This is a genomic window from Tessaracoccus sp. MC1679, assembly GCF_014164775.1.
In the GTDB taxonomy this organism is placed as follows: domain Bacteria; phylum Actinomycetota; class Actinomycetes; order Propionibacteriales; family Propionibacteriaceae; genus Arachnia.
In genome coordinates this window covers 1-25,131 of the sequence record NZ_JACJGB010000003.1, presented here as the reverse complement: position 1 = coordinate 25,131, position 25,131 = coordinate 1, and the positions used below count along the sequence as shown (strand labels likewise).

20 protein-coding genes are annotated in these 25,131 nt (G+C 69.9%); 3 read left to right on the top strand and 17 right to left on the bottom strand.

Annotation, left to right across the window (positions count from 1 at the left end; all coding sequences use genetic code 11):
• Nucleotides 1-11: 11 nt before the first annotated feature.
• The 15 genes from H5398_RS05415 to H5398_RS05345 all read right to left on the bottom strand — a co-directional run bounded on the left by H5398_RS05415 (nt 12) and on the right by H5398_RS05345 (nt 18,015).
• Nucleotides 12-1,112: a GuaB3 family IMP dehydrogenase-related protein gene (locus tag H5398_RS05415; protein WP_182784461.1), complete on the bottom strand. Its 1,101-nt coding sequence runs from the start codon at nt 1,110-1,112 to the stop codon at nt 12-14.
• Nucleotides 1,113-1,134: 22 nt separating this feature from the next.
• Complete coding sequence (guaB, locus tag H5398_RS05410) at nt 1,135-2,640, bottom strand: IMP dehydrogenase (protein ID WP_220489200.1); 1,506 nt, start codon at nt 2,638-2,640, stop codon at nt 1,135-1,137.
• A 112-nt stretch (nt 2,641-2,752) separates the two neighbouring features.
• Nucleotides 2,753-4,336 (bottom strand): chaperonin GroEL, encoded by a 1,584-nt coding sequence (groL, locus tag H5398_RS05405; RefSeq protein WP_182784463.1) that lies wholly within the window; start codon nt 4,334-4,336, stop codon nt 2,753-2,755.
• A gap of 9 nt (nt 4,337-4,345) precedes the next feature.
• Nucleotides 4,346-4,642, bottom strand: coding sequence for a co-chaperone GroES (groES, locus tag H5398_RS05400; protein WP_182784465.1), 297 nt, complete (start codon nt 4,640-4,642; stop codon nt 4,346-4,348).
• A gap of 143 nt (nt 4,643-4,785) precedes the next feature.
• Nucleotides 4,786-5,952: a class I SAM-dependent methyltransferase gene (locus tag H5398_RS05395; RefSeq protein ID WP_182784467.1), complete on the bottom strand. Its 1,167-nt coding sequence runs from the start codon at nt 5,950-5,952 to the stop codon at nt 4,786-4,788.
• Nucleotides 5,931-6,413: an 8-oxo-dGTP diphosphatase gene (locus H5398_RS05390; RefSeq protein ID WP_182784590.1), complete on the bottom strand. Its 483-nt coding sequence runs from the start codon at nt 6,411-6,413 to the stop codon at nt 5,931-5,933. Before H5398_RS05390 ends, H5398_RS05395 begins: the two co-directional genes overlap by 22 nt.
• A 1-nt stretch (nt 6,414) precedes the next feature.
• Nucleotides 6,415-8,175, bottom strand: a complete 1,761-nt coding sequence (locus H5398_RS05385) for an ABC transporter ATP-binding protein (RefSeq protein ID WP_182799307.1) — start codon at nt 8,173-8,175, stop codon at nt 6,415-6,417.
• Nucleotides 8,176-8,184: 9 nt separating this feature from the next.
• Nucleotides 8,185-9,177, bottom strand: coding sequence for an ABC transporter permease (locus tag H5398_RS05380; protein WP_182784471.1), 993 nt, complete (start codon nt 9,175-9,177; stop codon nt 8,185-8,187).
• Nucleotides 9,178-9,190: 13 nt separating this feature from the next.
• The gene (locus tag H5398_RS05375) at nt 9,191-10,711 is read right to left on the bottom strand and encodes an ABC transporter permease (RefSeq protein WP_182799306.1); all 1,521 of its coding nucleotides are present in this window, start codon (nt 10,709-10,711) and stop codon (nt 9,191-9,193) included.
• 162 nt (nt 10,712-10,873) lie between these two features.
• Nucleotides 10,874-12,727: an ABC transporter substrate-binding protein gene (locus H5398_RS05370; RefSeq protein WP_182799305.1), complete on the bottom strand. Its 1,854-nt coding sequence runs from the start codon at nt 12,725-12,727 to the stop codon at nt 10,874-10,876.
• A 145-nt stretch (nt 12,728-12,872) separates the two neighbouring features.
• Nucleotides 12,873-13,916: a tRNA (adenosine(37)-N6)-threonylcarbamoyltransferase complex transferase subunit TsaD gene (tsaD, locus tag H5398_RS05365; protein ID WP_182784477.1), complete on the bottom strand. Its 1,044-nt coding sequence runs from the start codon at nt 13,914-13,916 to the stop codon at nt 12,873-12,875.
• Entirely contained in the window at nt 13,909-14,394 is a 486-nt protein-coding gene (locus tag H5398_RS05360; protein ID WP_182784479.1) for a GNAT family N-acetyltransferase, read from the bottom strand. Before H5398_RS05360 ends, tsaD begins: the two co-directional genes overlap by 8 nt.
• Nucleotides 14,391-15,038, bottom strand: a complete 648-nt coding sequence (gene tsaB / locus H5398_RS05355; RefSeq protein ID WP_182799304.1) for a tRNA (adenosine(37)-N6)-threonylcarbamoyltransferase complex dimerization subunit type 1 TsaB — start codon at nt 15,036-15,038, stop codon at nt 14,391-14,393. Before tsaB ends, H5398_RS05360 begins: the two co-directional genes overlap by 4 nt.
• Nucleotides 15,035-15,955: a tRNA (adenosine(37)-N6)-threonylcarbamoyltransferase complex ATPase subunit type 1 TsaE gene (gene tsaE / locus H5398_RS05350; RefSeq protein WP_182799303.1), complete on the bottom strand. Its 921-nt coding sequence runs from the start codon at nt 15,953-15,955 to the stop codon at nt 15,035-15,037. Before tsaE ends, tsaB begins: the two co-directional genes overlap by 4 nt.
• A 20-nt stretch (nt 15,956-15,975) precedes the next feature.
• Nucleotides 15,976-18,015 carry a DEAD/DEAH box helicase gene (locus H5398_RS05345; protein WP_182799302.1) on the bottom strand — a complete coding sequence of 680 codons (2,040 nt, stop codon included), beginning with the start codon at nt 18,013-18,015 and terminating at the stop codon, nt 15,976-15,978.
• A 243-nt stretch (nt 18,016-18,258) separates the two neighbouring features.
• Here H5398_RS05345 and H5398_RS05340 point away from each other — a divergent pair, with 243 nt between their 5' ends.
• Nucleotides 18,259-19,395 carry a glycosyltransferase family 1 protein gene (locus H5398_RS05340; protein WP_182799301.1) on the top strand — a complete coding sequence of 379 codons (1,137 nt, stop codon included), beginning with the start codon at nt 18,259-18,261 and terminating at the stop codon, nt 19,393-19,395.
• 9 nt (nt 19,396-19,404) lie between these two features.
• Here H5398_RS05340 and H5398_RS05335 read toward each other — a convergent pair whose 3' ends face one another.
• Both H5398_RS05335 and H5398_RS05330 read right to left on the bottom strand, forming a co-directional pair.
• Nucleotides 19,405-21,831, bottom strand: coding sequence for a glycoside hydrolase family 31 protein (locus H5398_RS05335; protein WP_182799300.1), 2,427 nt, complete (start codon nt 21,829-21,831; stop codon nt 19,405-19,407).
• A 38-nt stretch (nt 21,832-21,869) separates the two neighbouring features.
• Complete coding sequence (locus H5398_RS05330) at nt 21,870-22,370, bottom strand: copper chaperone PCu(A)C (RefSeq protein WP_370586059.1); 501 nt, start codon at nt 22,368-22,370, stop codon at nt 21,870-21,872.
• Between the two features lie 85 nt (nt 22,371-22,455).
• On the opposite strand from H5398_RS05330, the gene H5398_RS05325 reads away from it, so the two are divergent.
• Both H5398_RS05325 and H5398_RS05320 read left to right on the top strand, forming a co-directional pair.
• Nucleotides 22,456-23,655, top strand: a complete 1,200-nt coding sequence (locus H5398_RS05325) for a Dyp-type peroxidase (protein WP_182799298.1) — start codon at nt 22,456-22,458, stop codon at nt 23,653-23,655.
• The gene (locus tag H5398_RS05320) at nt 23,652-24,239 is read left to right on the top strand and encodes a GNAT family N-acetyltransferase (protein ID WP_182799297.1); all 588 of its coding nucleotides are present in this window, start codon (nt 23,652-23,654) and stop codon (nt 24,237-24,239) included. Before H5398_RS05325 ends, H5398_RS05320 begins: the two co-directional genes overlap by 4 nt.
• The last annotated feature ends 892 nt before the right edge of the window (nt 24,240-25,131 follow it).

Genomic DNA, 25,131 nt, shown 5'->3' with positions numbered 1-25,131 from the left:
CTCCTCGGGGGTCAGTGGAGGATCAGGTCGATCCTCTGGAAGGACTTGAGGTCTGTGTATCCGGTCAGCGCCATCGCCTTGCGCAGGCCGCCGGCCAGGTTCATCGTGCCGTCCGGGACCCGCGACGGGCCCAGCACCACCTCTTCCAGTGTGCCGACCTGCTCGAAGAACGAGCGCTCGCCGCGCGGGAGCCGGGCGTGCCACGCCTCGCTGCCCCAGTGCCAGCCGCGGCCCGGCGCCTCCGTGGCGCGCGCCAGCGGGGAGCCGACCATGACGGCGTCCGCGCCGCAGGCGATCGCCTTGGCGATGTCCCCGGAGCGGCCGACGGCCCCGTCGGCCAGGATGTGCACGTAGCGGCCCCCGGACTCCTCCAGGTAGTCGCGGCGGGCCTCCGCCACGTCCGCCACCGCCGAAGCCATCGGCACCTCGATGCCGAGCACCGAGGCGGTGGTGTGCGTGGCGCCGCCGCCGAAGCCCACCAGAACGCCCGCCGCGCCGGAGCGCATGAGGTGCAGCGCCGCGCGGTAGGTGGCCACTCCGCCGACCAGCACCGGAAGGTCGAAGCGGTAGATGAACTCCTTGAGGTTGAGCGTGTCCTGCCCGCCCACGTGCTCCGCCGAGACGGTGGTGCCGCGGACGACGAAGAAGTCCATGCCCGCCTTCTCCAGCACGGGCGCGAACTCCAGAGTGTGCGCGGGAGACAGCGACCCCGCGACCGGGACACCGGCGGCGCGGATCTCGGCCAGCCGGTCCCGGATCAGCTCCGCCTTCACCGGTTCGGCGTAGATCTCCTGCAACCGCTTGGTGGCCGTGACCTGGTCCGATTCCTGGGTGATGCGCTCGTACTGGGGCTGCGGATCCTCGTAGCGGGTCCAGAGGCCCTCCAGGTTGAGCACCCCAAGGCCGCCGAGCTGCCCCATCCGGATGGCGGTGGCAGGCGACATCGCCGAGTCCATCGGCGCCGCAACGATGGGCACGTCGAAGGAGACCGCGTCGATCTTCCAGGTGAGGTCCACCTCGTCCTCGCCCCGCGTGCGGCGCGCCGGGGCGATCGCCACGTCATCGAACGCGTAGGCCTGGCTGGCGCGCTTGCTGCGCCCGAGCTCGTACATGGAAACGGTTCTCCTTGGGTCTCTAGCGCGACCAGTAGTTGGGCGCCTCGGCGGTGAGCTGAATGTCGTGCGGGTGCGATTCTCGCAGACCGGCCGAGGTGATGCGGACGAACCGCCCGCGCTCCTGCAGCTCGGCGATGGTCCCGGCGCCCGAGTAGAACATGGACTGCCGCAGGCCGCCCACGAGCTGGTAGGCCACCGCGGCCAGCGGCCCACGGTAGGCGACCTGACCCTCGATTCCCTCGGGGATGAGCTTGTCGTCCGCGGTGACGTCACCCTGGAAGTAGCGGTCCTTGGAGTAGGAGGCCTTGCGACCCCGGGCGGCCATCGCGCCCAGCGACCCCATGCCCCGGTAGCTCTTGAACTGCTTGCCGTTGATGAACACCAACTCGCCGGGGCTCTCCTCGCAGCCGGCCAGCAGGGAGCCGAGCATCACCGACGAGGCGCCGGCCACGAGGGCCTTGGCGATGTCTCCGGAGTACTGCAGTCCGCCGTCGCCGATCACCGGCACGCCGGCCGGCCGACAGGCCCGGGCCGCGTCGTAGATCGCGGTGACCTGGGGCACGCCGACGCCGGCCACCACGCGCGTGGTGCAGATCGAGCCGGGGCCGACCCCCACCTTCACCCCATCCGCGCCTGCCTCCACAAGCGCCTTGGCGCCGGCGTAGGTGGCCACGTTTCCGCCGATGATGTCCACCTCCGCCGCGGCCGGCTCCGCCTTGAGCCGCTTGATCATCTCCACCACACCTCGGGAGTGACCGTGAGCGGTGTCCACGACGATGACGTCCACGTCCTGCTCGACGAGCGCCATGGCCCGGTCCCACGAGTCCCCGAAGAACCCGACGGCTGCCCCTACCCGAAGCCGGCCCTGGCTGTCCTTCGCGGCATGCGGGTACTTGTCCGCCTTCACGAAGTCCTTCAGCGTGATGAGGCCCGTGAGCTTGCCCTTGCCGTCGACGATGGGCAGCTTCTCCACCTTGTGCCTGGCCAGCAGCGCCAGCGCCTCCTCGTTCGAGACCCCCTCGGGTGCGGTGACCAACGGCATCCGGGTCATGACCTCACCGACGGTGCGGCCGGGATCGTCCTCGAAGCGCATGTCGCGGTTGGTGATGATGCCCACCAGGGTGCCGTCGGCCTCGACGACGGGGGTGCCGGAGATCCGGTAGGTGGCGCAGATCTCGTCCACCTCACCGATGGTGGCCTGAGGGCTGACGGTGATGGGGTCACTGACCATCCCCGCCTCGGAGCGCTTGACCTGATCCACCATGTGCGCCTGGTCCTCGATGGAGAGGTTGCGGTGCAGGATGCCGATGCCCCCCTCGCGCGCCATCGCGATGCCCATCCTGGACTCGGTGACCGTGTCCATGGCCGCCGAGGCCAGCGGGACGTTGAGCCGCACCCGCCTGGTCAGCTGCGTGCTGGTGGACACCTGGGAAGGGATGATGTCCGACTGGTTGGGCTGCAGCAGCACGTCATCGAAGGTCAGGCCCAGCGCCGCGAAGGGGCTAGGCACTCCAGCGCCGGTCAGTTCCTCGAACACACGTCCACCTTCTCGTCTCTGCTGCCCCAAGTCCGGCCAGTCTATGCGGCAGGGCCCCGCCCGGACGAACCGGACGGGGCCCTGCGGCGCTCTTGAGCGGTCAGCTCTCGTCGTCGCGCTTGTCCACCACGAGGGTCTCGGTGGTGAGCAGGAGCGAGGCGATGGACGCGGCGTTGGCGAGCGCGGAACGCGTCACCTTCACCGGGTCGATGACGCCGTGCTCGACGAGGTTCTCGTAGACGCCGGTCCGGGCGTTGTAGCCGTGGCCGACCTCCATCTCCGCGACCTTCGAGGTGATGACGTAGCCCGCCTCGCCGCCGTTCTCGGCGATCCAGCGGAGCGGCTCGACGAGGGACTTGCGCACCACGTCGACACCGGCCTTCTCGTCGCCCTCGAGGCCCAGGTGGTCCGCCAGGACCTCCCCGGCGTGGATGAGGGCGGAGCCGCCGCCGGCGACGATGCCCTCCTCGATGGCAGCGCGGGTGGCCGACACCGCGTCCTCGATGCGGTGCTTCTTCTCCTTCAGCTCCACCTCGGTGGCGGCGCCGACCTTGATGACGCACACGCCTCCGGCCAGCTTCGCGACACGCTCCTGGAGCTTCTCGCGATCCCAGTCCGAATCCGTGCGGGCCATCTCGGCCTGCAGCTGCGCAACGCGGCCGCTGACCTCGGAGTGCTCGCCCGCACCGTCGACGATGGTGGTGTTGTCCTTGGTGACGAGGATGCGACGCGCGCGCCCCAGCACCTCAAGGCCGACCTGGTCCAGCTTGAGGCCCACCTCGGGGGCGACGACCTGGCCGCCGGTGAGGATCGCGATGTCCTCCAGCATGGCCTTGCGGCGGTCGCCGAAGGCGGGCGCCTTGACCGCGACGGAGGTGAAGGTGCCGCGGATCTTGTTGACCACCAGCGTGGACAGGGCCTCGCCGTCGACGTCCTCGGCCACGATGAACAGCGTGCCCTTGGCGGCGATGACCTTTTCCAGCAGCGGGAGCAGGTCGTTCATCGACGAGATCTTGCCGCTGTTGATGAGGATGTAGGGATCCTCGAGGATGGCCTCCATCCGGTCCGCGTCGGTGACGAAGTACGGGGACAGGTAGCCCTTGTCGAACTGCATGCCCTCGGTGAACTCGAGCTCGGTGCCCATCGTGTTGGACTCGTCGACGGTGATGACGCCGTCCTTGCCCACCTTGTCGAACGCCTCGGCGATCAGATCGCCGATCTGCTCGTCACGGGAGGAGATGGTGGCCACCGACGCCATGTCGGCGGTGGTGTCCACGGGGCGCGCGTTCTCACGGAGGCGCTCGACGACGGCCTCAACGGCCTTGTCGATGCCTCGCTTGAGGCCGATCGGGTTGACCCCGGCGGTCACGGCGCGCAGGCCTGCGTGCACCATGGCCTGGGCCAGCACTGTGGCGGTGGTGGTGCCGTCACCGGCGACGTCGTTGGTCTTGGTGGCCACCTCCTTGGCGAGCTGAGCGCCGAGATCCTCGTAGGGATCGTCGAGCTCAACCTCCTTGGCGACGGTGACACCGTCGTTGGTGATGGTGGGGGCTCCCCACTTCTTGTCCAGGACCACGTAGCGGCCCTTGGGGCCGAGCGTGACCTTGACGGTGTTGGCGAGGGCGTCGACACCGCGCTCAAGCGCGCGACGTGCCTCCTCGTTGAAAGCGAGAATCTTCGGCATGTGTGGTCCTTACTTGCTGACGACGGCGAGGATGTCGCGGGCGTTCAGCAGGAGGTACTCCTGGCCGTCGTACTTGACCTCGGTGCCCCCGTACTTGGAGAAGATCACGATGTCGCCCTCGGCGACGTCGAGCGGGACACGGTTGCCCTTGTCATCGATGCGGCCGGGGCCGGTGGCGATGACCTTGCCCTCCTGGGGCTTCTCCTTGGCGGTGTCGGGGATGACAAGGCCGGAAGCGGTGGTCTGGACGGCCTCAAGGGGCTGAATGAGGATCCGGTCCTCGAGCGGCTTGATCGTGGTTGCCACGTCAAACACCTTTCTGTCATATCCGACCCGGAGGCCGGCTTGTAGGTCAGTGTGAAGTGGCCGGGCGTCGTCGCGGGTGCCGTCCGACCATTAGCACCCGACAGGGTCGAGTGCCAGCACCTACGTTATCCGGGGTTTAGCACTCAATCAAGCCGAGTGCCAGAAGTGCTCTGTCCGGACCGCTTTGCGATGATGGCGACCGTCCCGTCGACGGTGCGTGCGAGGATGATCGTGGCCGCCGCGCTGCCCTTGGGCTTCAACTCGCGGCGCAGCGCCGCCGGGTCCACGTCGATGGCGCGTTTCTTGATCTCCAGCGTGCCGATGCCGCGCTCGCGGACGTACCGGCGCAGCGCCTTGACGGAGTGGTCGAGCACGTCGAGGACCTCGAAGCGGGTGGCCCAGGGCGTGTCGATGGGCTCGTCGGAGGACAGGTAGGCCACGTGCGGGTCCAGCAGCCAGGCCCCCGGGGCCGACTCCCCCACCAGGCCTGCCCGGATGGCGGCGCCGTCCGGCTCGTAGACGTAGCGCCCCAACGGCGCGGCGACAGGCGGCCCCTCCCCCGCGCCGGCGAGCTCCAGGACCGCGCCGTCGCTCAGCAGCACGGCCGAGCGCCCCTCGGGCAGCCGGTTCCACAGCGACACCTCCACCACGTCGCCGCCGTCGCTCACCCACGTGGCGCGCACGCCGTCGGGAATGAGTTCCTTGGGCAGTCCCGGGCCGAGCTTGACGGCGACGAACCTGGCTGAGGCCAGGTAATCGAGCACCAACGACCACGGTGGCGTGAAGTCCGCCACGTTCCAGGTGCGGCCCTTCGCCGTGCGGCGGGCGGGATCCAGGAACACGCCGTCGCCCTCCGGCACCGCCACCTCCTCGGCGCGCGCCACCGCGCCCGGGCCGGCGCCCACGAGGCCGAGGTTCCAGGACGCCACCTCGGCGGTGGCGGGGTCGGCGTCGACGGCGTGCACAGCGAGCCCCGCCTCGGCCAGGGCCATCGCGTCGGCCCCGATTCCGCAGCCCAGGTCCCACACCGACTCCACCCCGGCCGCAGCGAAGAGCGCCGCGCGCCACCGGCGGACCGGGTCACGGGTGGCCTGCTCCAGACCCGCGTGGGTGAACAGCATCTCGTCGGCACGGGCGAACTTGGCCCGCGCCCGTCGGCGCAGCGCCGCCTGCGTCAGCGCCCACGCGGCCTCATCGGGGCCGAACCCGGCGCGCAGGCGGGACGCGGCGCCCAGCGACGACGGATCCGGCTCCCGCATCGCGGCCGCGAGGGCGGCCTCCCGCCCGGTCATTCCGCCGAGAACCGCCATCCCACGCTGTGCCCGCCGTCGTAGGGCAGGACGCCGTGGAACTGGGGCACGGTCTCGTCGAAGACCAGTGGCAGGAAGTGCCGGTCCCCGTCCCACATCGGCAGCTCCATGACCGTGTCGACGTCGTGCCAGGCCAGGGTCCCCTCCGGGTTCGAGGGGTACGGCTCGCCGTCGATGCCGGTGACGAGGAACACGAACCCGAACACGTCGCGCCCGTTGAAGCCCGGCCAGGACACTGTGCCGCGCAGCCGCATCGAGGTCACCTCGACTCCGGCCTCTTCGCGGATCTCGCGACGCATCGCCGAGGCGACGTCCTCGTCGCGCTCGACCTTGCCGCCGAGGCCGTTGAACTTGCCGAGCTGCTCGTCCTCGGACCGGGAGATCCGATGCACGAGCAGGACCCGGCGCCGGTCCGGGCTCACGATGTAGCCCAGCGTGGTCAGCTCGGGCGCGTACGCCATGTCAGGGCCGGGGTTGGCGCTGGGTGCGGTCTGTTCCATCGAAGTCCAGCTCGCGGGTGTCGAACTCCACCATCTCGTCCCCGAGCGATCTGAGCAGTTCGTGGCGGGCCTCCCGCCGCTGGCGCTGCTCGATCGGGTCCGGCACGGGCGCTGCGGCCAGCAGGCGCTTGGTGTACTCCTCCTGCGGGTTGAGCAGCACCTGCTCGCGCTCGCCCTTCTCCACGATCTTGCCGTACTGCATGACGACGACGCGGTGCGCCAGCGAGTCGATCACCGCCAGGTCATGCGAGATGAACAGGCACGCGAAACCGAAGTCCCGTTGGAGGGCGGTGAACATGGCCAGTACCGAGGCTTGCACGGAGACGTCGAGCGCCGACGTGGGCTCGTCGGCCACCAGCAGGTCCGGGCTGAGCACGAGGGCGCGGGCGATGGAGACGCGCTGCCGCTGGCCGCCGGACAACTCGTGCGGGTACCGGTTGTAGACCGTGCGCGGGAGCTGGACCGCGTCCAGGAGTTCGTGGACCCGCGCCTGCCGTGTCTTGGCGTCGCCCACCTTGTGCACGCTGAGCGGCTCGGCGATCACGTCCCCGATGGGGAACCGGGGGTTGAGCGAGGCGGCCGGGTCCTGGAAGATGACGCCGATCCGCTTGCGCAGGCCCTTGAGCGCCTGGCCCTTGAGGGAGAGCAGATCCTCCCCCAACACGCGGACCTGGCCGGAATCCGACGGGATGAGCCCGAGCAGCGCGCGGCCGATGGTGGACTTGCCCGAGCCGGACTCACCCACCAGGCCGACGATCTCCCCCCGACGAACGCCGAAGCTGACGCCGTCGACGGCGCGGAACGGCTTCTTGCCCGCGCGGTGGTACTCGACCACGAGCTCGTCGACCTCCAGGGCCGCCTCAGCCGTGGGGCTCACCGGGTGGGGGGCCACACCGAACTGTCCGTGCCCCTGGCCGAGCCGCGGCACGGCGGCCAGCAGCTTTTTGGTGTAGGGGTGGGTGGGGTGCAGGAGCACCTGCTCTGCGGGGCCGCGCTCCACGATGTTGCCCTTGAACATCACCGCCACGTTGTCGGCCATGTCCGCCACCACGCCCATGTTGTGGGTGATCAGCAGGATGCCGGTGTTGAGCTTGTCCTTGAGCGATCGCAGCAGGTCCAGGATCTCGGCCTGCACCGTGACGTCCAGGGCCGTGGTGGGCTCGTCGGCGATGATTACCTCGGGGTCGCAGGCCAGGGCCATGGCGATCACCACGCGCTGGCGCATCCCCCCGGACAGTTCGTGCGGGAACTGGCTGGCACGGCGCTCGGCGTTGGGGATGCCGACGGCGTTGAGCAGGTCGACGGCGCGGTCCCACGCCTCGCGCCCGAAGGCCACGCCGTGCACCTCCATGGACTCGGTGAGCTGCTCGCCGATCTTGATCACGGGGTTGAGTGCGGTCATGGGCTCCTGGAACACCATGGCAACGCGGTTGCCGCGGATGGACCTCAGCTGTCGGCCGGACAGCGTCCCGATGCTCTGGTCCGTGACGCGGGTCTCGCCCTGGATGCGGGCGGTCTTCGGGAGCAGCCCGAGCGCGGTGGTGGCGGTGACCGACTTGCCGGAGCCGGACTCGCCCACCAGGGCCATCACCTCTCCGGGCTCAACGCTGAGCGTGATGCCCTTGACGGCGTGGACGGTGCCGAACTCGGTGCGGAACTGGACGTCGAGCTCGTCGAACTTAAGGACGTGGTTCTCGCCGGTGAAACGGGGGGTGGTGGTCATGGGAGTACCTCAGTCCATCTGCTGGCGGGGATCGAACGCGTCACGGAGACCGTCACCGATGAAGTTCACGCAGAGCGCGATGGAGACGATGAAGACGCCCGGCCACCAGAAGAGCCACGGACGGGTGCTCAGCGCGTTCTGGTTCTCCGAGATGAGGAGGCCGAGCGATGTGTTGGGCGGGCGGACGCCGAAGCCCAGGAACGACAGCGCCGTCTCCACGAGGATGGCGGCCGAGATCAGCAGGGTGGCATTGACGATGATCGTGCCGAGGGCGTTGGGAAGGATGTGGCGCACGATGATCCGCCACGAGGACGTGCCGACGGCGCGCGCCGCGGCCACGAACTCCCGCTCGCGGAGCGACAGGACCTCGCCGCGCACGAGGCGTGCCAGGCCGGTCCAGGACACGATGGCCAGCATGCCGGCCAACGCGAAGATGCCGCCGACGTTGCCGGCCATCCGGCCGAGGACGGCGGCCAGCACCAGCGTGGGGATGATGATGAACAGGTCCGTGACGCGCATGAGGAAGGACTCGGCGACGCCGCGGAAGTAGCCGGCGGCCGCACCCACGAGGGTGCCGATGATCGTGGCCCCGATGCCGACGGTGAAGGCGATGGTCAGCGAGTTCTGGGTGCCGAGCATGACCAGGGCGAAGTAGTCCTTGCCGATCGTGGTCTGCCCGAACGGGTGCTCCCCGATCGAGAAGGGCCACAGGGTCAGGGTGGGCGCGCCACCCGGGAGAGCTACCGGATAGAGGTCCACGTGGTTCTTCGGCCACCATCCGGGAATGGGCCCGAAGCCGATGGACGTGGTGGCCAGCAGGATGATCAGCACAAGGATGGTCAACGAGATCATGGCGCCACGGTGGCGGACGAACCGGCGCAGGACGAGTTGTCCCTGTGAGTAGGACTTGTCGGTGGTCGTGGTCTCGTCCGGCATGGACTCGATCTCGTAGTCGGCCTCGTGGACCTCGTCGAGCTGCGCGGCGTTGTTCGTGTCAGTCATGGTGGGCCACTTCCTAGCGGGAGATCCGCGGGTCGAGGATGGCGTAGGCGATGTCGGCCGCCATGTTCATGATCACCGCGGCGGTGCCGGTGACGAGGTAGAACGCCATCACCGGCGCCGGGTCCACCTGGGCGAGGCCCGTGCGGAAGAGGTTGCCCATGCCCTGCCAGCCGAACACGGTCTCGGTGATCACCGCGCCGCCGATGAGCCCGGCGAAGTCGAACGCCACGATGGTGGCCAGCGGGATGAGCGAGTTGCGCAGCGCGTGCCGGGTGATCACCTTGCGCTCCGAGATGCCCTTGGACCGCGCGGTGCGGATGTAGTCCTGGTTGAGCACGTCCAGCATCGAGGCCCGGGTGTAACGGGTGTAGGAGGCGATCGAGATCAACGTCAGGGCCACGGTGGGCAGCACCAGGTGGGTGAGCGTGTCGATCGAGTGCATCCAGAAGGTCGACTCGTAGTTGGGCGTCATCGAGCCGATGGTCGGGATGGGGCGGGGCTGCTCCTCCAGGTACTGGGCCCAGTTGGAGAGCAGGAGGTCGCTGACCGCCAGGAGCGAGGCCAGCAGCGCTGTGACGACGGCGGCGAAGGTGGCCTGGCGTCGGGAGAAACCACCGAGCAGTTGACCGGCCGCGACCCCGGCCACGATCGCCGCCGCGAAGCAGATGAGCAGTACCGCGACCGAGCCGTTGTCCATGAGGTAGCCGCGCATCGCGATGTACCCGACGAGCGAGACTGCTGCGGTGGCCCCGACGGCGTTGCGGACGCGGTGGTTCTGGAAGCCGGAGGTGAGCATGATCACCAGCGCCGCGGCGCCGAGGACCGCGAGGACGTAGACGGGGATGCCGATGGCGGGACGACGGAACCAGGTCACGGCGTCGAAGTAGATGAGGATGGCCGCCGCGCCGGCCGCGATGGCTGCGAACGTGATGAGGCGACGCTTGAGGTCGCCCCCCATGGCGGCCTGCAGGATGAACGCCAACACCACAGCCACGCCGATGATCACCGGCCAGCTCAGGTCTGCGTCGACGATCCAGTTGTTGAACTCGATGGCTGCGTAGTGCTTGAGCAGCACGCCCAGCCAGAAGACGGGGAGGGAGAAGGCGATGAAGGCGAAGAGGGTGACGCCGTAGTCGAAGCCGCTGTACTGGCGGATGGCGGTGATGATGCCGAGGATGACGCCGGTGGTGATGGCCAACAGGGTGGCGAAGACCACGAGGCGAAGGGTGGAGGCGGCCGCGACCGCCACCAGTGCGTTGACGGACTGGCCGTTGAGCGCCACGCCGAGGTCGCACTGCCCGATGAGGCACTTCGAAGCGCCCCCCAACCAGTCGAGGTAGCGCTCGTACCAGGGAAGATTCAGCCCCATCGTCTCGATCCGCTGGCGCATGCGGTTCTCGCGGTTCGGGTCGTTGGACTCCCGCAGATCCTGCAGCGGGTCTCCTGAGTTGATGACCAGCACATACAGGAGCAGTGACCCCAGCAGGAGAATCGCCAGCGATATCCCCAGGCGTTTCGCGATGAACTTGAGCAAGATCGGTCCTCTGACATGGTTCGGGTGCCAACGTCGGCACCCATTCGCCGCATCCTACGGCAGGGCTGAGCTGTGATGAAGGGGCGGTGGAACGCCAGTTGGGGCAGGTGGCGCGAACGTCACCTGCCCCATCCCTGCGGCTGACTAGGCGTCAGTCACGGATCACTTGGCGACCCACTGCGGGGCGTTCCACGACACCTGATCCTGCGTGGCGGTGGCCCGCACGTTGCTCAGGGTGGAGTCGTAGGCGACGACCAGCGGGTGGGCGTACAGCGGGATGCCGTGCAGCTGATCCCACAGTTCCTTCTCGATGATCTTGGTCTGCTCGAGGTGAACCGTCTCGTCCAGGGTGGCGACGAGTTCGGCCCAGGCCGCGTCGACGATCTCGCTGCTGAACTCCGAGGTGTTCTGCGGCTTGGCGGTGGCGTAGATGTTCTCGCCGGAGGTGATCTGACCGGAGCCGGCCCACGCGAACAGGGCCACCTCGTAGTCGCCGTTGACGTTGGCGTTGGTGAAGAAGTCCTCGGCGCTGGAGTCGATCACGTTGAAGCCGGCCTCCTTGCAGGAGGACTGGATGGCGGCCACGGTCTCGGTGCGGCGCTGGTTGCCCGCGCGGTAGCCGAGGCGCACGTCGATCGGGGTGGCGATGCCGGCCTCGGCAACGAGCTCCTTGGACTTCTCGAGGTCAACCGTGTCGAAGCGGCCGTCGTAGGAGACGCCGACGATCTCGTCATAGTTGTCCTGGAACGGGAACACCTCGCGGGCGTTCATGAGCACCGTGTCGGGCGCGATCGGCGCGATCAGGGTGTCGACGATCTGCTGACGGGGCACGCAGTGTGCGAAGGCCGTGCGCAGCGTCAGGCCGGTGTCGGGATTGCCGAAGACGTTGTTCTCGCGGAAGTTGAAGTCCAGGTGCTCCCACGTGAGCGACGAGCCCGACTCGATGGAGACGGCGGAGCCGAGGGCCTCGAGCTGGCCGACGGTGTCCACCGTGGCCTGGGGCTGGATGACCTGGACGTCCTTGTTGCCCAACGCCTGGACCTGCTGGGCGTCGTCGATGAAGCGGAACACGAGGTCGCGGGTGGCGGCCGGGGTGCCCCAGTAGTCCTCGTTGGCGGTCAGCGTCAGGGAGTTGCCCGCCTGCCAGCCGCCCTCCTTGATCATGTAGGGGCCCGACGACGGGGTGACCGACGCCTCGGGCAGCTCGCCCGGGTTGAAGATCCAGCCGGTGTTCCAGAACTCGGCGGCGGACTTCACGGTCTCCGCGTCGCGATCGATGACGGCCTGGGCCAGGGCGCCGGGCTCGAGGCCGGCCTGCGCGGCCAACACGTGCTCGGGCAGCGGCGCGGTGACCATGATCCGGTAGTCCGGGTTGGGGTTGGTGTAGACGACGGTGAAGTTCTTGGAGCCCACCTCGCCCTCCGGGCCCTCCAAGACGTACTGGGCGAACGACGTGGACACGTGGTCGAACACCGCGGCCTCGGGGTCCTCGCCGGTGGCGAAGCCGGGGGCGATGAACTCGGGGTTCTGGGCGGCCCAGTCCATCAGGTAGTCGTTGATGGTGACCGGGGTGCCGTCGGACCAGACGGCCTCCTCGTTGATGGTGTACTCCACCGTCAGCGGGTCCTCCGAGGTGACCTCGTAGGTGCCGAAGTCGGTGTTGTCGCAGATCGTGCCGTCGGTGCCGAAGTACACGAAATTGGAGAACATGTGGGCGGCGATGACGGAGTTGTACGTGGAGTACGTGCCGTTGGTGATGGTGTTGTAGCCGCTCCAGTCGCCGGGGCCGGCGGTGAAGCGGACCTCGCCGTCGGTGGTCTCGGTGATGCCGACGTCCTGCAGGCAGCCGGCCGCGGCGTCGCCGCCGCCTGCACCCTCGCTGGCGGACGCGGTCGCCGAGGCGCTACCGGAGGCAGCGTCTTCGGGGTCGGTGGGTTCTGGGCTGGTGCAGGCGCCGAGCAGGAGTGCTCCGCTCAAGACCAGGCCGAGGGACACCTTGGTTCCCTGGAACTTCATTCTTTCTCCTAAGTCGTCGAACGACGGAAGAGGCCCGAATGGGCCGAGTGATGCCAGCGAACATAGCCAAGGCACGTTCAAATTGGCTAGGCCATCTGGGGTTTGACGCCAGATCGTTACTAACTTGTGTCCTGGCGCGACAAAATCAGACGACGATGGTGCCCACGGGAAGCCCGGAGTACACCGAGAAGCCGAGCCCCGACGGGCGCACGCCGGCGCGGATGGCCTCGCTGCCGACAGCGGCGATCATGGCCCCGTTGTCCGTGCACAGCGCCGGGCGCGGGCGCCGCAGCTCGATGCCGGCCTCCCCGGCCCGCTCCTCCAACAGCGCGCGGAGACGGGAGTTGGCGGCCACGCCGCCGCCGATCAGGATGGAGTTGACCCCCAGATGCTGGGCTGCGTCGATGGTCTTGGCCGTCAGCACGTCACACACCGCCTCCTGGAAGCTGGCCGCGACGTCCGCCACCGGCACCTCGCCGCCGTCGAGCCGGCGCTGCTCCACCCAGCGCGCCACCGAGGTCTTCAGCCCTGAGAAGGAGAAGTTGAACCGGTGCCTGGCCATGTCGTGCCGCGCGGTCAGGCCGCGGGGGAAGCGGATGAAGGTGGGGTCGCCCTCCTGGGCTGCCCTGTCGATCACGGGCCCGCCCGGGTAGGGCAGCCCGAGCAGGCGGGCGACCTTGTCGTAGGCCTCGCCGGCCGCATCGTCGATGGTGGAGCCCACCTCGGTGATCCGGGTGGCGATGTCCTCGACGTGGAGCAGCTGGGTGTGGCCGCCGGAGACCAGGAGCGCCAGCGACGGCATGGGCAGCGGCCCGTGGTCCAGCAGATCCACCGCCACATGGCCCACCAGGTGGTTCACCCCGTAGAGGGGCTTGCCCAGGTAGGCCGACAGGGCCTTCGCCGAGGCGACCCCGACGACGAGGGCGCCCACCAGGCCGGGGCCGGCGGTCACCGCGATGGCGTCCAGGTCCGACAGGTCCACTTCCGCCTTCTCGGCGGCGCGTTCCAGGGCGGGAATCAGCGCCGAGAGGTGGGCCCGGCTGGCCACCTCGGGCACCACCCCGCCGAAGCGGACGTGCAGATCCACCGAGCTGGCCACCTCGTTGGCCAACAACGTCCGTCCACGGACAATCCCGACACCGGTCTCGTCGCACGACGACTCGAGGCCGAGGACCAATGGCTCACTCATCGTTGTCCTCCATGTCCCACATGCCGACGGAGTCCGCGTCGACGCCCTCCAGCCTCCGCTCAAGGATGAGCGCGTCGGCACCGGGTCCGTAGTAGTCCGGGCGGGTGGCCACGGCCGCGAAACCATAGCCCTGGTACAGCTGGATGGCCGAGGTGTTGGACGCGTCGACCTCCAGCAGCATCCGCCTCGCCCCACGGCCGATGGCCCATTGCAGGCCGGCCATCAGCATCACGCGCGCGAATCCGAGGCGGCGCTGATGAGGCGCCACGACGATGCGGTGCAGGTCCGCCACGTCGTCGACCAACTGGAAGGCCGCCACGCCCACCGCCTCTCCGCTCTTGCGGCGCGCGATGAGCACGAGCCGACCCTCGCCGGTCACCTCCTGGCGCCAGGAGGCCTCGGACCATTGCGTGGCGAAGTGCTCCTCCAGCGCGAGGATGTCCGGGAGATCCTCCGCGACGGCCGTCTCGACGATCACCGGGGAGCCCTGAGCCGCGGGAGCGCAGACTTGGGTGCGCCAGGGACGGAGGCGTCCGCCGCGCGCAGGTAGTACGGCTCGTCGCCTGCGGGGAGAAGCTGCTGCCACCGGGCCGCGAGGAGCGCCGGGTCCAATGACTCGGGGCCCTGGACGTCCACGAGGGCACTGAACGCCGAAGGGACGGCACCGGCCACGGGAAGGGCCGGCAACGACTCCGGGGCGCTCACCTGCGGGTCTGACACGCGCGTCCCGTCGCCGCGGTAGGTGGCCCAGTACAGCTCCTTGCGGCGGGCGTCCGAGGCGACGACGAACTGGGCCGGGGCGCCCTCCTCCGCCCACTGCCTGGCCACCACATCGAGGGAACACACGCCGTGTGCCGCGCGGCCGGAGGCGTGTGCGAGGGTCCACGCGGTGGCGACTCCGACCCTCAGGCCGGTGAATGGCCCCGGACCCATCCCGACGGCGAACTCGTCGACGTCTCGAAGGCTGATTCCGGCGCGGGCGCAGGCCTCGAGCACCGACGGCATGAGCGATTCGGCGTGGGCGCGGGTGTCCGCCACCAGCACGCGGGTGTGCGGCTCGCCGTCGAGGGCCAGGCCCGCCGAGACGACGTGGCTGGTGTCGATGCCCAGCGTCCAGGTCATGGCGCCTCCCTGAGGACGTCGAGGGCACCGGCCCACCGGGGCCCGAAGCCGGTGAGGTAGACGGTGCGATCGTCTGAGTCCATCCCGCGGACGATGTCGATCTCGAGACGGTCCTCGGCCAGCCACTCTGCCAACCCGTGGCCCCATTCGACCAGGGTCACGGACTCCGCGAGCGTGGCGTCGAGGTCGATGTCGGCGAGCTCGGAGGCGTCGCCAAGCCGGTAGGCGTCCACGTGGACCAGCGCCGGCCCCCCGCCCCGGGGCGGATGAACGCGCGAGATCACGAACGTGGGCGAGATGATGGGCCCCTCGACGTCCAGCCCCTCCCCGATGCCTTGGGTGAGGGTGGTCTTGCCCGCACCCAGATCGCCTGTGGCGACGATCACGTCGCCCTTGGCGAGCACGCCCGCCAGGGCGCGGCCGAGCCGGCGCATGTCGTCGGCCGTGGGTACGTCGATGACGACGGGGAGGTCTCGGCCCATCCGGAAGCCGTGCGGCTCCGGCGCCACGACGTCGAAGCCGTGGTCCCGCCACCAGTCGACGAGCTGGGGGAACTCCTCACGCGCGAACAGCGAGGCGCGCCGGGCGCCCAGATCCGCCGCGACGGTGAGGGCGCCCTCGACGAGGGAACGCGCCACGCCCTGGCCGCTGGCCGACGGCAGCACCGAGACGCGTCTCAGTGTTGCGGTCCCGTCCGCGAGGTCGACGAGCAGTCCGGCGATGATGCTTCCCTCGCGCTCCACCACGACGCCGTAGCCGTCGGTGAGGGCACGCTCGATGTCGGCAACCTCGTCGGTCAGCGCCTCGGCTGGCGGGTCCACTGGGGGACGCGCCGCGAACGCCGCATGGATGACGTGCAGCAGTTCGGCGGCATCGCCCGGATCGGCGATCCGGATCGACAGGGTGGCGGTGTCCATAGGCGCGAAATCCTACGCCCTCACCAACGATCCCTGCGGCCCCCGCGCTGCCCGCCACGGCCGCCCTCGTAGCGACGGCCACCGCGGCCGCCTCCCTCGGGACGACGGCGCTGAGCCTGCTTGGGTGCGATGAGCTGCTGGTAGTCGGCCTCGGAGATCTCGACACCCGAGGTGGGACGTGCCCCGGTCGCCTCGCGCAGCTCCGCGGAGCCCGGCTCCACCGCGAGGGCAGCAGCCCGCACCCCGGCCTGGCTCAGCAGCCGCTCGGTGGAGCGCTGCTGGTGCGGCAGGACCACCGTGGCCACCACGCCCTCCTGGCCCGCGCGGGCGGTGCGGCCGGCGCGGTGGAGGTAGTCCTTCGAGTCACGCGGCGGATCGACCTGCAGCACCAGCGTCACATCGTCGACGTGGATGCCGCGGGCCGCCACGTCGGTGGCGACGAGGACCGGCACAGTGCCGTCCTTGAACGCAGCCAGGATGCGGGCGCGGGCGCCCTGCGTGAGGCCGCCGTGGAGCGAGCCCGCCATCACGCCCGCCTCGCGGAGCTGGCCGGCGATGCGGTCGGTGCCCAGCTGGGTGCGGGCGAACAGCACCGTGCGGCCGTCGCGGTTGGCGATCTCCGCGGTGACCTGGTTCTTGTGGTGGGGGCGCACGATCAGCGGCCGGTGCACCATCGTCGTGACCGAGTTCTGGCTGGAGTCCACCTCGTGCGTGACCGGGTTGTTGAGGTAGGTCCGCACGATCGAGTCGACGGCCGCGTCCAACGTCGCGGAGAACAGCAGCCGCTGCCCACCCTCGGGGGTGGCGTCGAGCAGGGTGCGCACCTCCTTCGTGAAGCCAAGGTCAGCCATGTGGTCGGCCTCGTCGAGGACGGAGATCTGCACCTGGCTGAGGTCCGCGGCACCCTGCTCCAGCAGGTCGATGAGGCGGCCTGGGGTGGCCACCACCACGTCGACGCCGCGCTCGAAGGCGCGGATCTGCGGACCGTAGGCCATGCCGCCCGCGATGAGCGTGAGGTCGAGCCGCATCGCGGCCGCCAGCGGGGAGAGGACGTCGGCGATCTGGAGGGCCAGCTCACGGGTGGGCGTCAGGATCATGGCTCGCGGGGATCCGACGGGGGTCCCCTCCGCCAGCCTGGTCAGCATCGCGAGGCCGAAGGCAAGCGTCTTGCCCGAGCCCGTGCGTCCCCGGCCCAGGACGTCGCGGCCGGCGATGGCGTCGCCGATGGTGGCGGCCTGGATGGGGAACGGGGCGCTGATGCCCTGGCCGGCGAGGACGCGCACCAAGGGCTCGGCAACACCGAGCTCGAAGAAGCCCGACGCCACGTCGCCCTCCACAGCCTCAGCCGTCGTGGCGGTCCAGCTCATCTGGTCCGCCTCGGGAGCGTCGAAGCTGTCCTGACGGGGGGCGCGGGTGTCGCGGCGGTCATGGCCGCGGCGGTCATCGTGGCCGCGCGGCTCGTGCGGGCGGCGCACGTCGACGTGGGGAGGCATCGAGCTGCGGCGGTGACCGCCGGAGCGATCCCCACCGCGGTCGTCGCGGTCACCCCAGCGGGGACGGTCGTCGCGGGGGCGGTCGTCGCGGCGGGGTCGGTCGTCGCGGGAGCGATCGGAGTAGCGGTCGTCGCGGGGGCGATCGTCGCGGGACCGGTCGCTGTAACGGTCGTCGCGGGACCGGTCGCTGTAACGGTCGTCGCGGGGGCGATCGTCGCGGCGGGGACGATCATCGCGGGAGCGATCGGAGTAACGGTCGTCGCGGGGACGGTCGTCGCGGCGGGGACGATCATCGCGGGAGCGATCGGAGTAACGGTCGTCGCGGGGACGATCGTCCCGAACGGGACGGTCATCACGGCGCGGGCGGTCGTCGCGGGCGGGGCGCTCTGAGCCCTCGTCGGTCTTGGGGACGAAGGGACGGTCACCGAACTCCAGCGCGCGGCGCTGCTTGCGGTTGAGCGGGGCGCCCGGGGCCGGGGGCTCGGTGCGGCCGCGACGTTGGGCCTTGAGGCCCTTGGCGGTGCGCTGCTCGGGTGACCAACGGTCTTTCTGGCGTGGTGCGTTCATGATAGAAGAGGTCCTCTGCGGGATAGTGGGCCCTGGATTCGGGCCGCTCGGGCCCACATCGGGGCCCCACGATTTGCCCGCTCATCTGTCACACGCTGGCGTTAATCGCCTTACCGGGCCCGTCGAGTCTACGGTCTCGACCGAGATTCTCCGAATCCACGGTCCTTCGAACGTCACCAGACGTTCATTGAGCGTTTCCCTGACGGAGGTGCCCCGGACACCGCCGTCAGTAAAATTGGGGCTGTGCGAGTTGCCATCGTCGCGGAATCGTTTCTCCCGAGCGTCAACGGGGTCACCAACTCCGTCCTGCGCGTCCTCGAACATCTGAGGGCGACCGGCCACGAGGCAATGGTGATCGCCCCGCAGGCGGGTGACCGCACTCCGCACGAGTACTGCGGCTTCCCCGTCGAGACCGTCACCAGCGTCGGCCTGCCCGGCTACGACGTGGTGAGGGTGGTCACCACCACGTCCTCCTCCATCGCGAGGCTGCTGACCGGATTCGCCCCCGATGTGATCCACCTCGCGGCGCCGTTCGTCGTCGGATACAAGGCGGCCACTGTCACGGCCAGGCTCGGCATTCCCATGGTGGGCATCTATCAGACCGAGGTGCCCACGTACGCGAGCCGGTACGGCTTCCCACAACTTGAGCCACTCCTCTGGCACCACGTCAGGCAGGTCCACTCCCTCGCCTCACTCAACTTCGCGCCCTCGACGTTCGCCCGCGATCAGCTGATCGACCAGGGGGTGCCTCGCGTCGGTGTGTGGGGGCGTGGCGTGGACTCGGGCCGGTTCGATCCAACCAAACGCAGCACAGAGTTCCGGGCCCTCCATGCCCCGAACGGGGAACGGCTGATCGGCTACATGGGTCGGCTGGCGACGGAGAAACGGGTCGAAGACTTGGCCACGCTCGCGGACATCCCCGGCACGCGCCTGGTCATCATCGGCGACGGCCCACTCCGCCCCCAGCTGGAGGCCGCCCTCCCCCGCGCCGCCTTCCTGGGCGAACTGACGGGCGAGGACCTACCCACGGCCCTGGCCAGCCTGGACCTCTTCGTCCACCCCGGCGAGCTGGAGACGTTCTGCCAGTCCATCCAGGAAGCGAAAGCATCCGGCCTCGCCGTCATCGCGCCGCGACGCGGCGGCCCGATCGACCTGGTGGACCAGTCCCGCACCGGCTGGCTGTACCGCCCCGGAGACCTGGGCGCGATGCGCGGCCATGTGCTGGACCTGATCGGCGACGACGCGAAGCGCGGCGCCTTCGGCCGGGCGGCACGACACTCCACGCTGGACCGGAGCTGGGACACGGTGTGCGCCGAACTGGTGGGTCACTACGCCAAGGCCGTCAGACTCTCGGTGCGGGGCCCCAAGCTCGTCGCCTGAGCAGCCGGCTCACCACACCTCGCCGGCTGCAGCAACCTCCACGAGCGCGTCCCTCAGAGACGACGGGATGTCGACGGTGGCGAGTTGCTGCACCATCGCCCATCCGCTCAGTCCCGTGACGGCCCGCCACGCCGCCTCCTTGGCCGTGAACTCGATCTCGGCCGCGTCGATCAGCGCGAACGCGTCGCCCGCCACGTCGCGAGGCGACCGCCTCGCCCCACCCAGGCGCACAGCGACCACCGAACCGAGGTCCACCTCCCCCAGCCTCACCCGGAGCGCGGGCGCGAGAAGTTCGTCGGTGATCCGCACCGGGTGGTCGACGTGCTGCACCATGCCGCCCACCCACACCTCCACCTGTTCGACGGACTCTACTCCCACCACGTCGAGGGCGACCGTCCTGTGGTCCGGCGCCGCGCCGGGGCCGGGCCGCAGGGTCACGGTGAGCGTGGCGGTGCCGTCGGGGTGCGTGTCGAGCACCTGCTCGATCCGAACCTGGCGACGGGCCTCGGGCCCGGGTGCCGCGCTCCCGTCGTCTTCCACCAGGTGCGACACTGCGGTGCCGGGCACCACGCGCAGGTCCAGCGCCCGGGGGGACTCGGACACGTCGGCCATCGGGTCCGCGCTGAGCGCGATGACAGCGCCCGCCCTTGCCAGGACCGGATACCCGCCGAGCCCGCGATGCAGGACCACCGTACGTCCCCCGTCGTGGCGGTGGCCCGTGAACAGGTCGATCCACGAGCCTTCAGGGAGCCAGGCGCGAGTGGAGGCCAGGTGCGAGGCGCCGTCCTCCGCCGAGGTGAGCGGGGCCACGAGCAGGTGCTCTCCCACCATCGACTGGTTGGGCACCTCGTAGGCCGCCGCGACATCCGGGTGGTCGTGATACATCGGCCGCACCAGGGCCACCTGCTCCGCGTGCGCTGCCCAGGCCGCCGTATAGAGATAGGGCACCAGGCGGTGACGGAGCCGGAGGAACGCGGCCATGATCCGCTCGGCCTCAGGCCCGTAGCCCCACGGCTCCTTCGACGCGAAGGGGCTCGACGAGGAGTGCAGCCGGTTGATCGGCGAGAAGACGCCCAGCTGGAACCACCGCACCGCCATCTCGACGTCGCGGCTGCCGAACATGTGCCCGCCGATGTCGTGGCTCCACCACGGGTATCCGATGTTGGCGGCCGTGGCGGTGAAGTACGGCTGGAAGTCCAGCGAGTCCCACGTGGTGATCGTGTCGCCCGAGAAGCCCACGGGGTATCGGTGGCTGCCGGGGCCTGAGTAGCGCGAGAACGTCAGGCGCCGCCGCCCACCCCGGCCGGAGTCGTGGTAATGGATGTGGTTGAGCATCCACAACGGGTCCAGCCCGGCCACCGCAGTCGCGCCACCCGACTGCCAGTCGATCCACCAGAAATCCACGCCCTGGTCCTCCAGAGGATGGTGCAGGTGCCTGAGGTAGGCGTCGACGAACTCTCGGGACGTCACATCGAACTCGACGGCGGCGCCCGTTGCCGGGTCGATCCCTACCGCCTCCGCCACGGCCGGGTAGGCCTCCTCGTGCCGACGGACTCCGTCTGCGGGGTGCAGGTTGAGGGTGACGGCGAGCCCGCGCTCATGCAGGGCGGCGAGGAAGGCCTGCGGGTCCGGGAACAGCTCACGGTTCCACGTGTAGCCGGTCCAGCCGGTGCCAAGCTCCGGATCGACGTCGACGACGTGCCAGTCCATGTCGATGACGCCCACCGAGAGCGGGATCCGCTCGGACCGGAAGCGGTCCATCACGCCCAGATACTCGTCGGCCCGGTAGGGCCAGTAGCGGCTCCACCAGTTGCCCAGGACGAAGCGGGGCACCAGCGGGACGGGGCCGGTGAGGCGGTGGTAGTCGGACAGCGCGCCCCGATAGTCGCGTCCGTGGGCGAAGAGGTACAGGTCTCGGCCGCTGCCCTCACGCCCGGCCACCCATCCGTCCGGGGAGAGCAGCACCGAGGTGGAGTCGTCAAGCACGGCGAATCCGTAGGTGGCGAGGATGCCCGGTTCCAGGGGGCAGGCGCCGTCCACCTCGTCGAGGGTGCGGGCCGTGCCGAGCAGGTTGCCGCGACCGGGCAGGTTCTGCGGGTAGCTCTCGCCGAAACGCCACGTAGAGTAGTGCGGATCGGATGCGCCACGGGTCAGGGTGACGCTGAGCCCGGAGCCGCTGAAAGGCCCGCCGTCGTAGCGCACGCGCAGGTGATCCGTGCGCACCTCGAGGGACCCGCCCACGACATCGGCGGTGAACTCAGGCACCTCGAAGGAGCGGTTGACGACGGTCTGGGTGCGCTCGTCGACGAAGCGTCCCTCCGGGTGCCACTCAAATCTCAGCAGCCGGCTGGTGAGCACTGTGATGCGGTACGTGGCCCCGGCAATGACGGCATCTGGATGGGCTGGGGCCGGCTGGCCGTCCGACATCGCGAACATGGGCGTCCTCTCCTCGGCGGCCGACCGCCGGCGGCGCCTCAGCTGTCTTCGGTGGGTGCGTGCGTGTGGTAGGTGTCCTGCTCCTCGGTGAACTCCTTCACCGGGGCGACGAGGTCGATGGTCTGTCCGTCGTCGAACTCCAACCTACATTCGATCTCCTCGCCTCCGGCAACAAGCTCGCCGGTCAGGCCCATCAGCATCACATGCGGCCCGCCGGGCGCCAGGTGCTGGTGCTCCCCCGCGGGAATGGGGAGCCCTCCCTCGGCCTCCTGCATCACCATCTGGCCGTCCACCTTGACCATCTCGTGCAGCTCGACCTTCGCCGCGACATCCCCGCAGTCCGCGGAGACCAGCATCCGGTCCTCCTCGGACGGGTTGGTGAGATTGACGAACAGGGCGGTCATCTCCGGCATCTCGGTGCCGACGGTGGCGCGGACCCAGGGATCCGCGGCGAGGATGCCGGGGGTGGCGCTCTCGGCCTGGGAGCAGGCGGCGAGGGCGACGGCGGCGACGACGGGGACGGCGAGCTTCCAGTTCACCCTGGGATCATAGCCGAATTTTAATACCCCCGGGGGTACCCCACCGGGGTCTGTGGACATCGGTCCCGCGGGTAGACTGCGCCGCATGTCCACGCAGCACGTCACCCGTCGTGGGGTCTTCGGCTACGCCGGTGCCGCCACCCTGGGCGGCGCTGCCGGTGTGGTCGCCGGTCGGGCGTCCCGAGGGGCAGCGGAGGACGCCGCGACATCCTCAGTGGGCGGTCAGACGTACCCGGCCCACGGCGTGCATCAATCCGGCATCCTGACAGCGCAGCCCGCCGTCGGCCACCTCATCGCCTTCGACCTCCTCCCCCAGACGGACCGCTCCGCGCTCGGACGCCTCATGCGCGTGTGGAGCGCGGACATCGCCGCGCTGATGGCCGGCCGCCCAGCCCCGGGAGACTCCGCCCCGGACCTCGCCCAGGCCGGCGCCTCGCTCAGCGTCCTGGTCGGCCTCGGCCCGCGCATCTTCGACCTGGACGGTCTGAACCCCCAGCGCCCCGCTGGCTTCCAGGAGATCCCCCCGATGGAGCACGACCAACTCCAGCAGCGTTGGTCCGGCGGGGACCTGCTCGTCTGGATCTCCGCCGACGACGCCACCACCACAGCACACGCCGCGCGCCGGCTCACCGCAGACGCCGGCCCTTTCGCCACCAGCCGGTGGGTCCAGGGCGGTTCGTGGCGCCCTGTCGACGCCGAGGGCAACCCGGCGACCGGCCGCAACCTGTTCGGTCAGGTTGACGGCACAGCCAACCCCACCGACGACGCCCTCACCCGCGCCGTGTTCTCCGAGGACGGCTGGCTCTCGGGAGGCACCCAGCTGGTGATCCGCCGCATCGAGATGCACCTGGACGAGTGGGACGATGCCACACGCGACCGCCAGGAGCAGTCCGTGGGCCGGCGCCTCGACACGGGGGCGCCACTCACCGGAGAGGCCGAGCACGACGCCCTGGACCTCGAGGCCATGGCCGACGGGGTGCCCGTGATCGCGGCGGACGCCCACGCCCGCCGCGCCCATCCGTCGCAGAACTCGGGCCGCACCATGCTGCGCCGCGGGCTCAACTACACCCACGACGAGTGGGCCGATGGCGCCCCCGTCTCGACGGCGGGGCTGATCTTCGGCGCCTTCCAGGCCAACATCGCGGAGCAGTACATCCCGGTTCAGCGAATGCTGGACCACGGTGACGCGCTCAACGAATGGACCACGGCCATCGGATCTGCCGTATTCGCGATCCCGCCTGGCTTCGGGCCGGACTCCTACCTCGCGCAAGGACTCCTCGAATGACCGCACCCCTCGTCCGTCCGGCCCGGCCATCGGACCTCCCCGGCGCCGCCGAGGCGCTGGCGGATGCGTTCACCGACGATCCCACCTTCGCCTTCCTCCCGTCCGGCGAGCGCGCGCGGCGGGTGCGGGCCTACATGGACCATGAGCTCGATGGCGCGTGGACGGTCGATGTGGCGGTCGACGGCACCACCGTGCTCGGAGCCGGACTCTGGCAGCCGCCAGGCTCTCATGTCGACGGAATCGCGGCAGCGGCGAGACACCTGGCGGGCCTCTGGAGCACCCTCGGGAGTCACGCCGTCACCATGCTGCGGGTCGAACGCGAGCTCACCCGGCACCGGCCGCCCGTGCCGCACTGGTTCCTGGGCTATGTAGGCGTGTCGTCAGCTGCGCAGGGCCGGGGCGTTGGCCGGGCGCTCCTCAAGTACCGCCTCGGCACGGTGGCCGAGCCGGTCTATCTCGAGGCGGCCACCGAACGGGCCGCAGCCCTCTACCGTCGCCTCGGCTTCGTGGACATGTGCCGGTTCACCGGCACTCAGATGCCCGCCGTGGGCATGTGGCGCCCGGCCCCGCTGCGCCAGGACTAGGCGGTCACCTTCGCTCCCCGTCAGGGATTCCGGTCCCGGCGGCGTGGCCTATCTCCTTCGCTCCCTGAGGAGGGCCGCCCGCGAAGCGGCGGGGCCGTTCTTTACAGCTCCCTGAGGAGGGCCGCCCGCGGAGCGGCGGGGCCTGTCCCCATCGCTCCCTGAGGAGGGCCGCCCGCGGAGCGGCGTGGCCTGTCTCGAAGGGTCGTGACTACCACCTTCACGCAGTTCTTGTGGTCGGGTGTGGGGAGCCGTGAGTCGATGTCCGGGCGGCCGTTGTCCATGCTCTTGCTGATCGCCGCCGGTGGATCGGTGGTCGGGTTGTGGAGGCCGCCCGGGCATCGTCTCCCGTCTCCCCGCACTCGGTCCTCCTGTGGCGTTGCCTGGTTCGGGTGCGGGCCGGCAGGGCGGCGTCGGGGGTGGGTCTGCTTGGGCGGGATGCCGGTTGGGTGATCCTCGGGTTGGGCACCGCTGCGCAGTGCCGCCCTGCCGTCCCTCACCCTCGTTTTCAGGAGCGGGACCCTCCGTGTTCGAAGCGCCGCACCTTCGTCGAAGCCCCTGGCGCCCGGTCCGGTGTCTCGACCGACGCTCCGCCGCGGAGACGGGACGCCAGTGCCGCCCTTCACGCTCAGCCGAGGGCAGGGTGACCGGTACTACGGGCACGTTTCCGCGGAGGGGAGCACCCCACCATCAGCGGATCTGAGGGCTACGGCCCCCCAGCTCTCCTCGGCGAACTCGCGGCTGCCTCGGACCTCAGGAAGGTGGGGGCGCGGAATCGTGCCCGTAGTGGCACCCTCTAGGAGCTTGTCAAGTTGTTTGTGTAAGGAGTTCGGTCTCCGGGTGGGTTAGAGGTAGGGGTTGATCCGGTCGGGGTAGGCGATCGCGAGTTGGGCGA

Bases quoted from the DNA above. Each gene is read 5' to 3' on its own strand.
- H5398_RS05415 (WP_182784461.1), bottom strand. From the start codon at position 1,112: ATGTACGAGCTCGGGCGCAGCAAGCGCGCCAGCCAGGCCTACGCGTTC.
- groL (WP_182784463.1), bottom strand. From the start codon at position 4,336: ATGCCGAAGATTCTCGCTTTCAACGAGGAGGCACGTCGCGCGCTTGAG.
- H5398_RS05395 (WP_182784467.1), bottom strand. From the start codon at position 5,952: ATGGCGGTTCTCGGCGGAATGACCGGGCGGGAGGCCGCCCTCGCGGCC.
- H5398_RS05390 (WP_182784590.1), bottom strand. From the start codon at position 6,413: ATGGCGTACGCGCCCGAGCTGACCACGCTGGGCTACATCGTGAGCCCG.
- H5398_RS05385 (WP_182799307.1), bottom strand. From the start codon at position 8,175: ATGACCACCACCCCCCGTTTCACCGGCGAGAACCACGTCCTTAAGTTC.
- H5398_RS05380 (WP_182784471.1), bottom strand. From the start codon at position 9,177: ATGACTGACACGAACAACGCCGCGCAGCTCGACGAGGTCCACGAGGCC.
- H5398_RS05370 (WP_182799305.1), bottom strand. From the start codon at position 12,727: ATGAAGTTCCAGGGAACCAAGGTGTCCCTCGGCCTGGTCTTGAGCGGA.
- tsaD (WP_182784477.1), bottom strand. From the start codon at position 13,916: ATGAGTGAGCCATTGGTCCTCGGCCTCGAGTCGTCGTGCGACGAGACC.
- tsaB (WP_182799304.1), bottom strand. From the start codon at position 15,038: ATGACCTGGACGCTGGGCATCGACACCAGCCACGTCGTCTCGGCGGGC.
- tsaE (WP_182799303.1), bottom strand. From the start codon at position 15,955: ATGGACACCGCCACCCTGTCGATCCGGATCGCCGATCCGGGCGATGCC.
- H5398_RS05345 (WP_182799302.1), bottom strand. From the start codon at position 18,015: ATGAACGCACCACGCCAGAAAGACCGTTGGTCACCCGAGCAGCGCACC.
- H5398_RS05335 (WP_182799300.1), bottom strand. From the start codon at position 21,831: ATGTTCGCGATGTCGGACGGCCAGCCGGCCCCAGCCCATCCAGATGCC.
- H5398_RS05325 (WP_182799298.1), top strand. From the start codon at position 22,456: ATGTCCACGCAGCACGTCACCCGTCGTGGGGTCTTCGGCTACGCCGGT.
- H5398_RS05320 (WP_182799297.1), top strand. From the start codon at position 23,652: ATGACCGCACCCCTCGTCCGTCCGGCCCGGCCATCGGACCTCCCCGGC.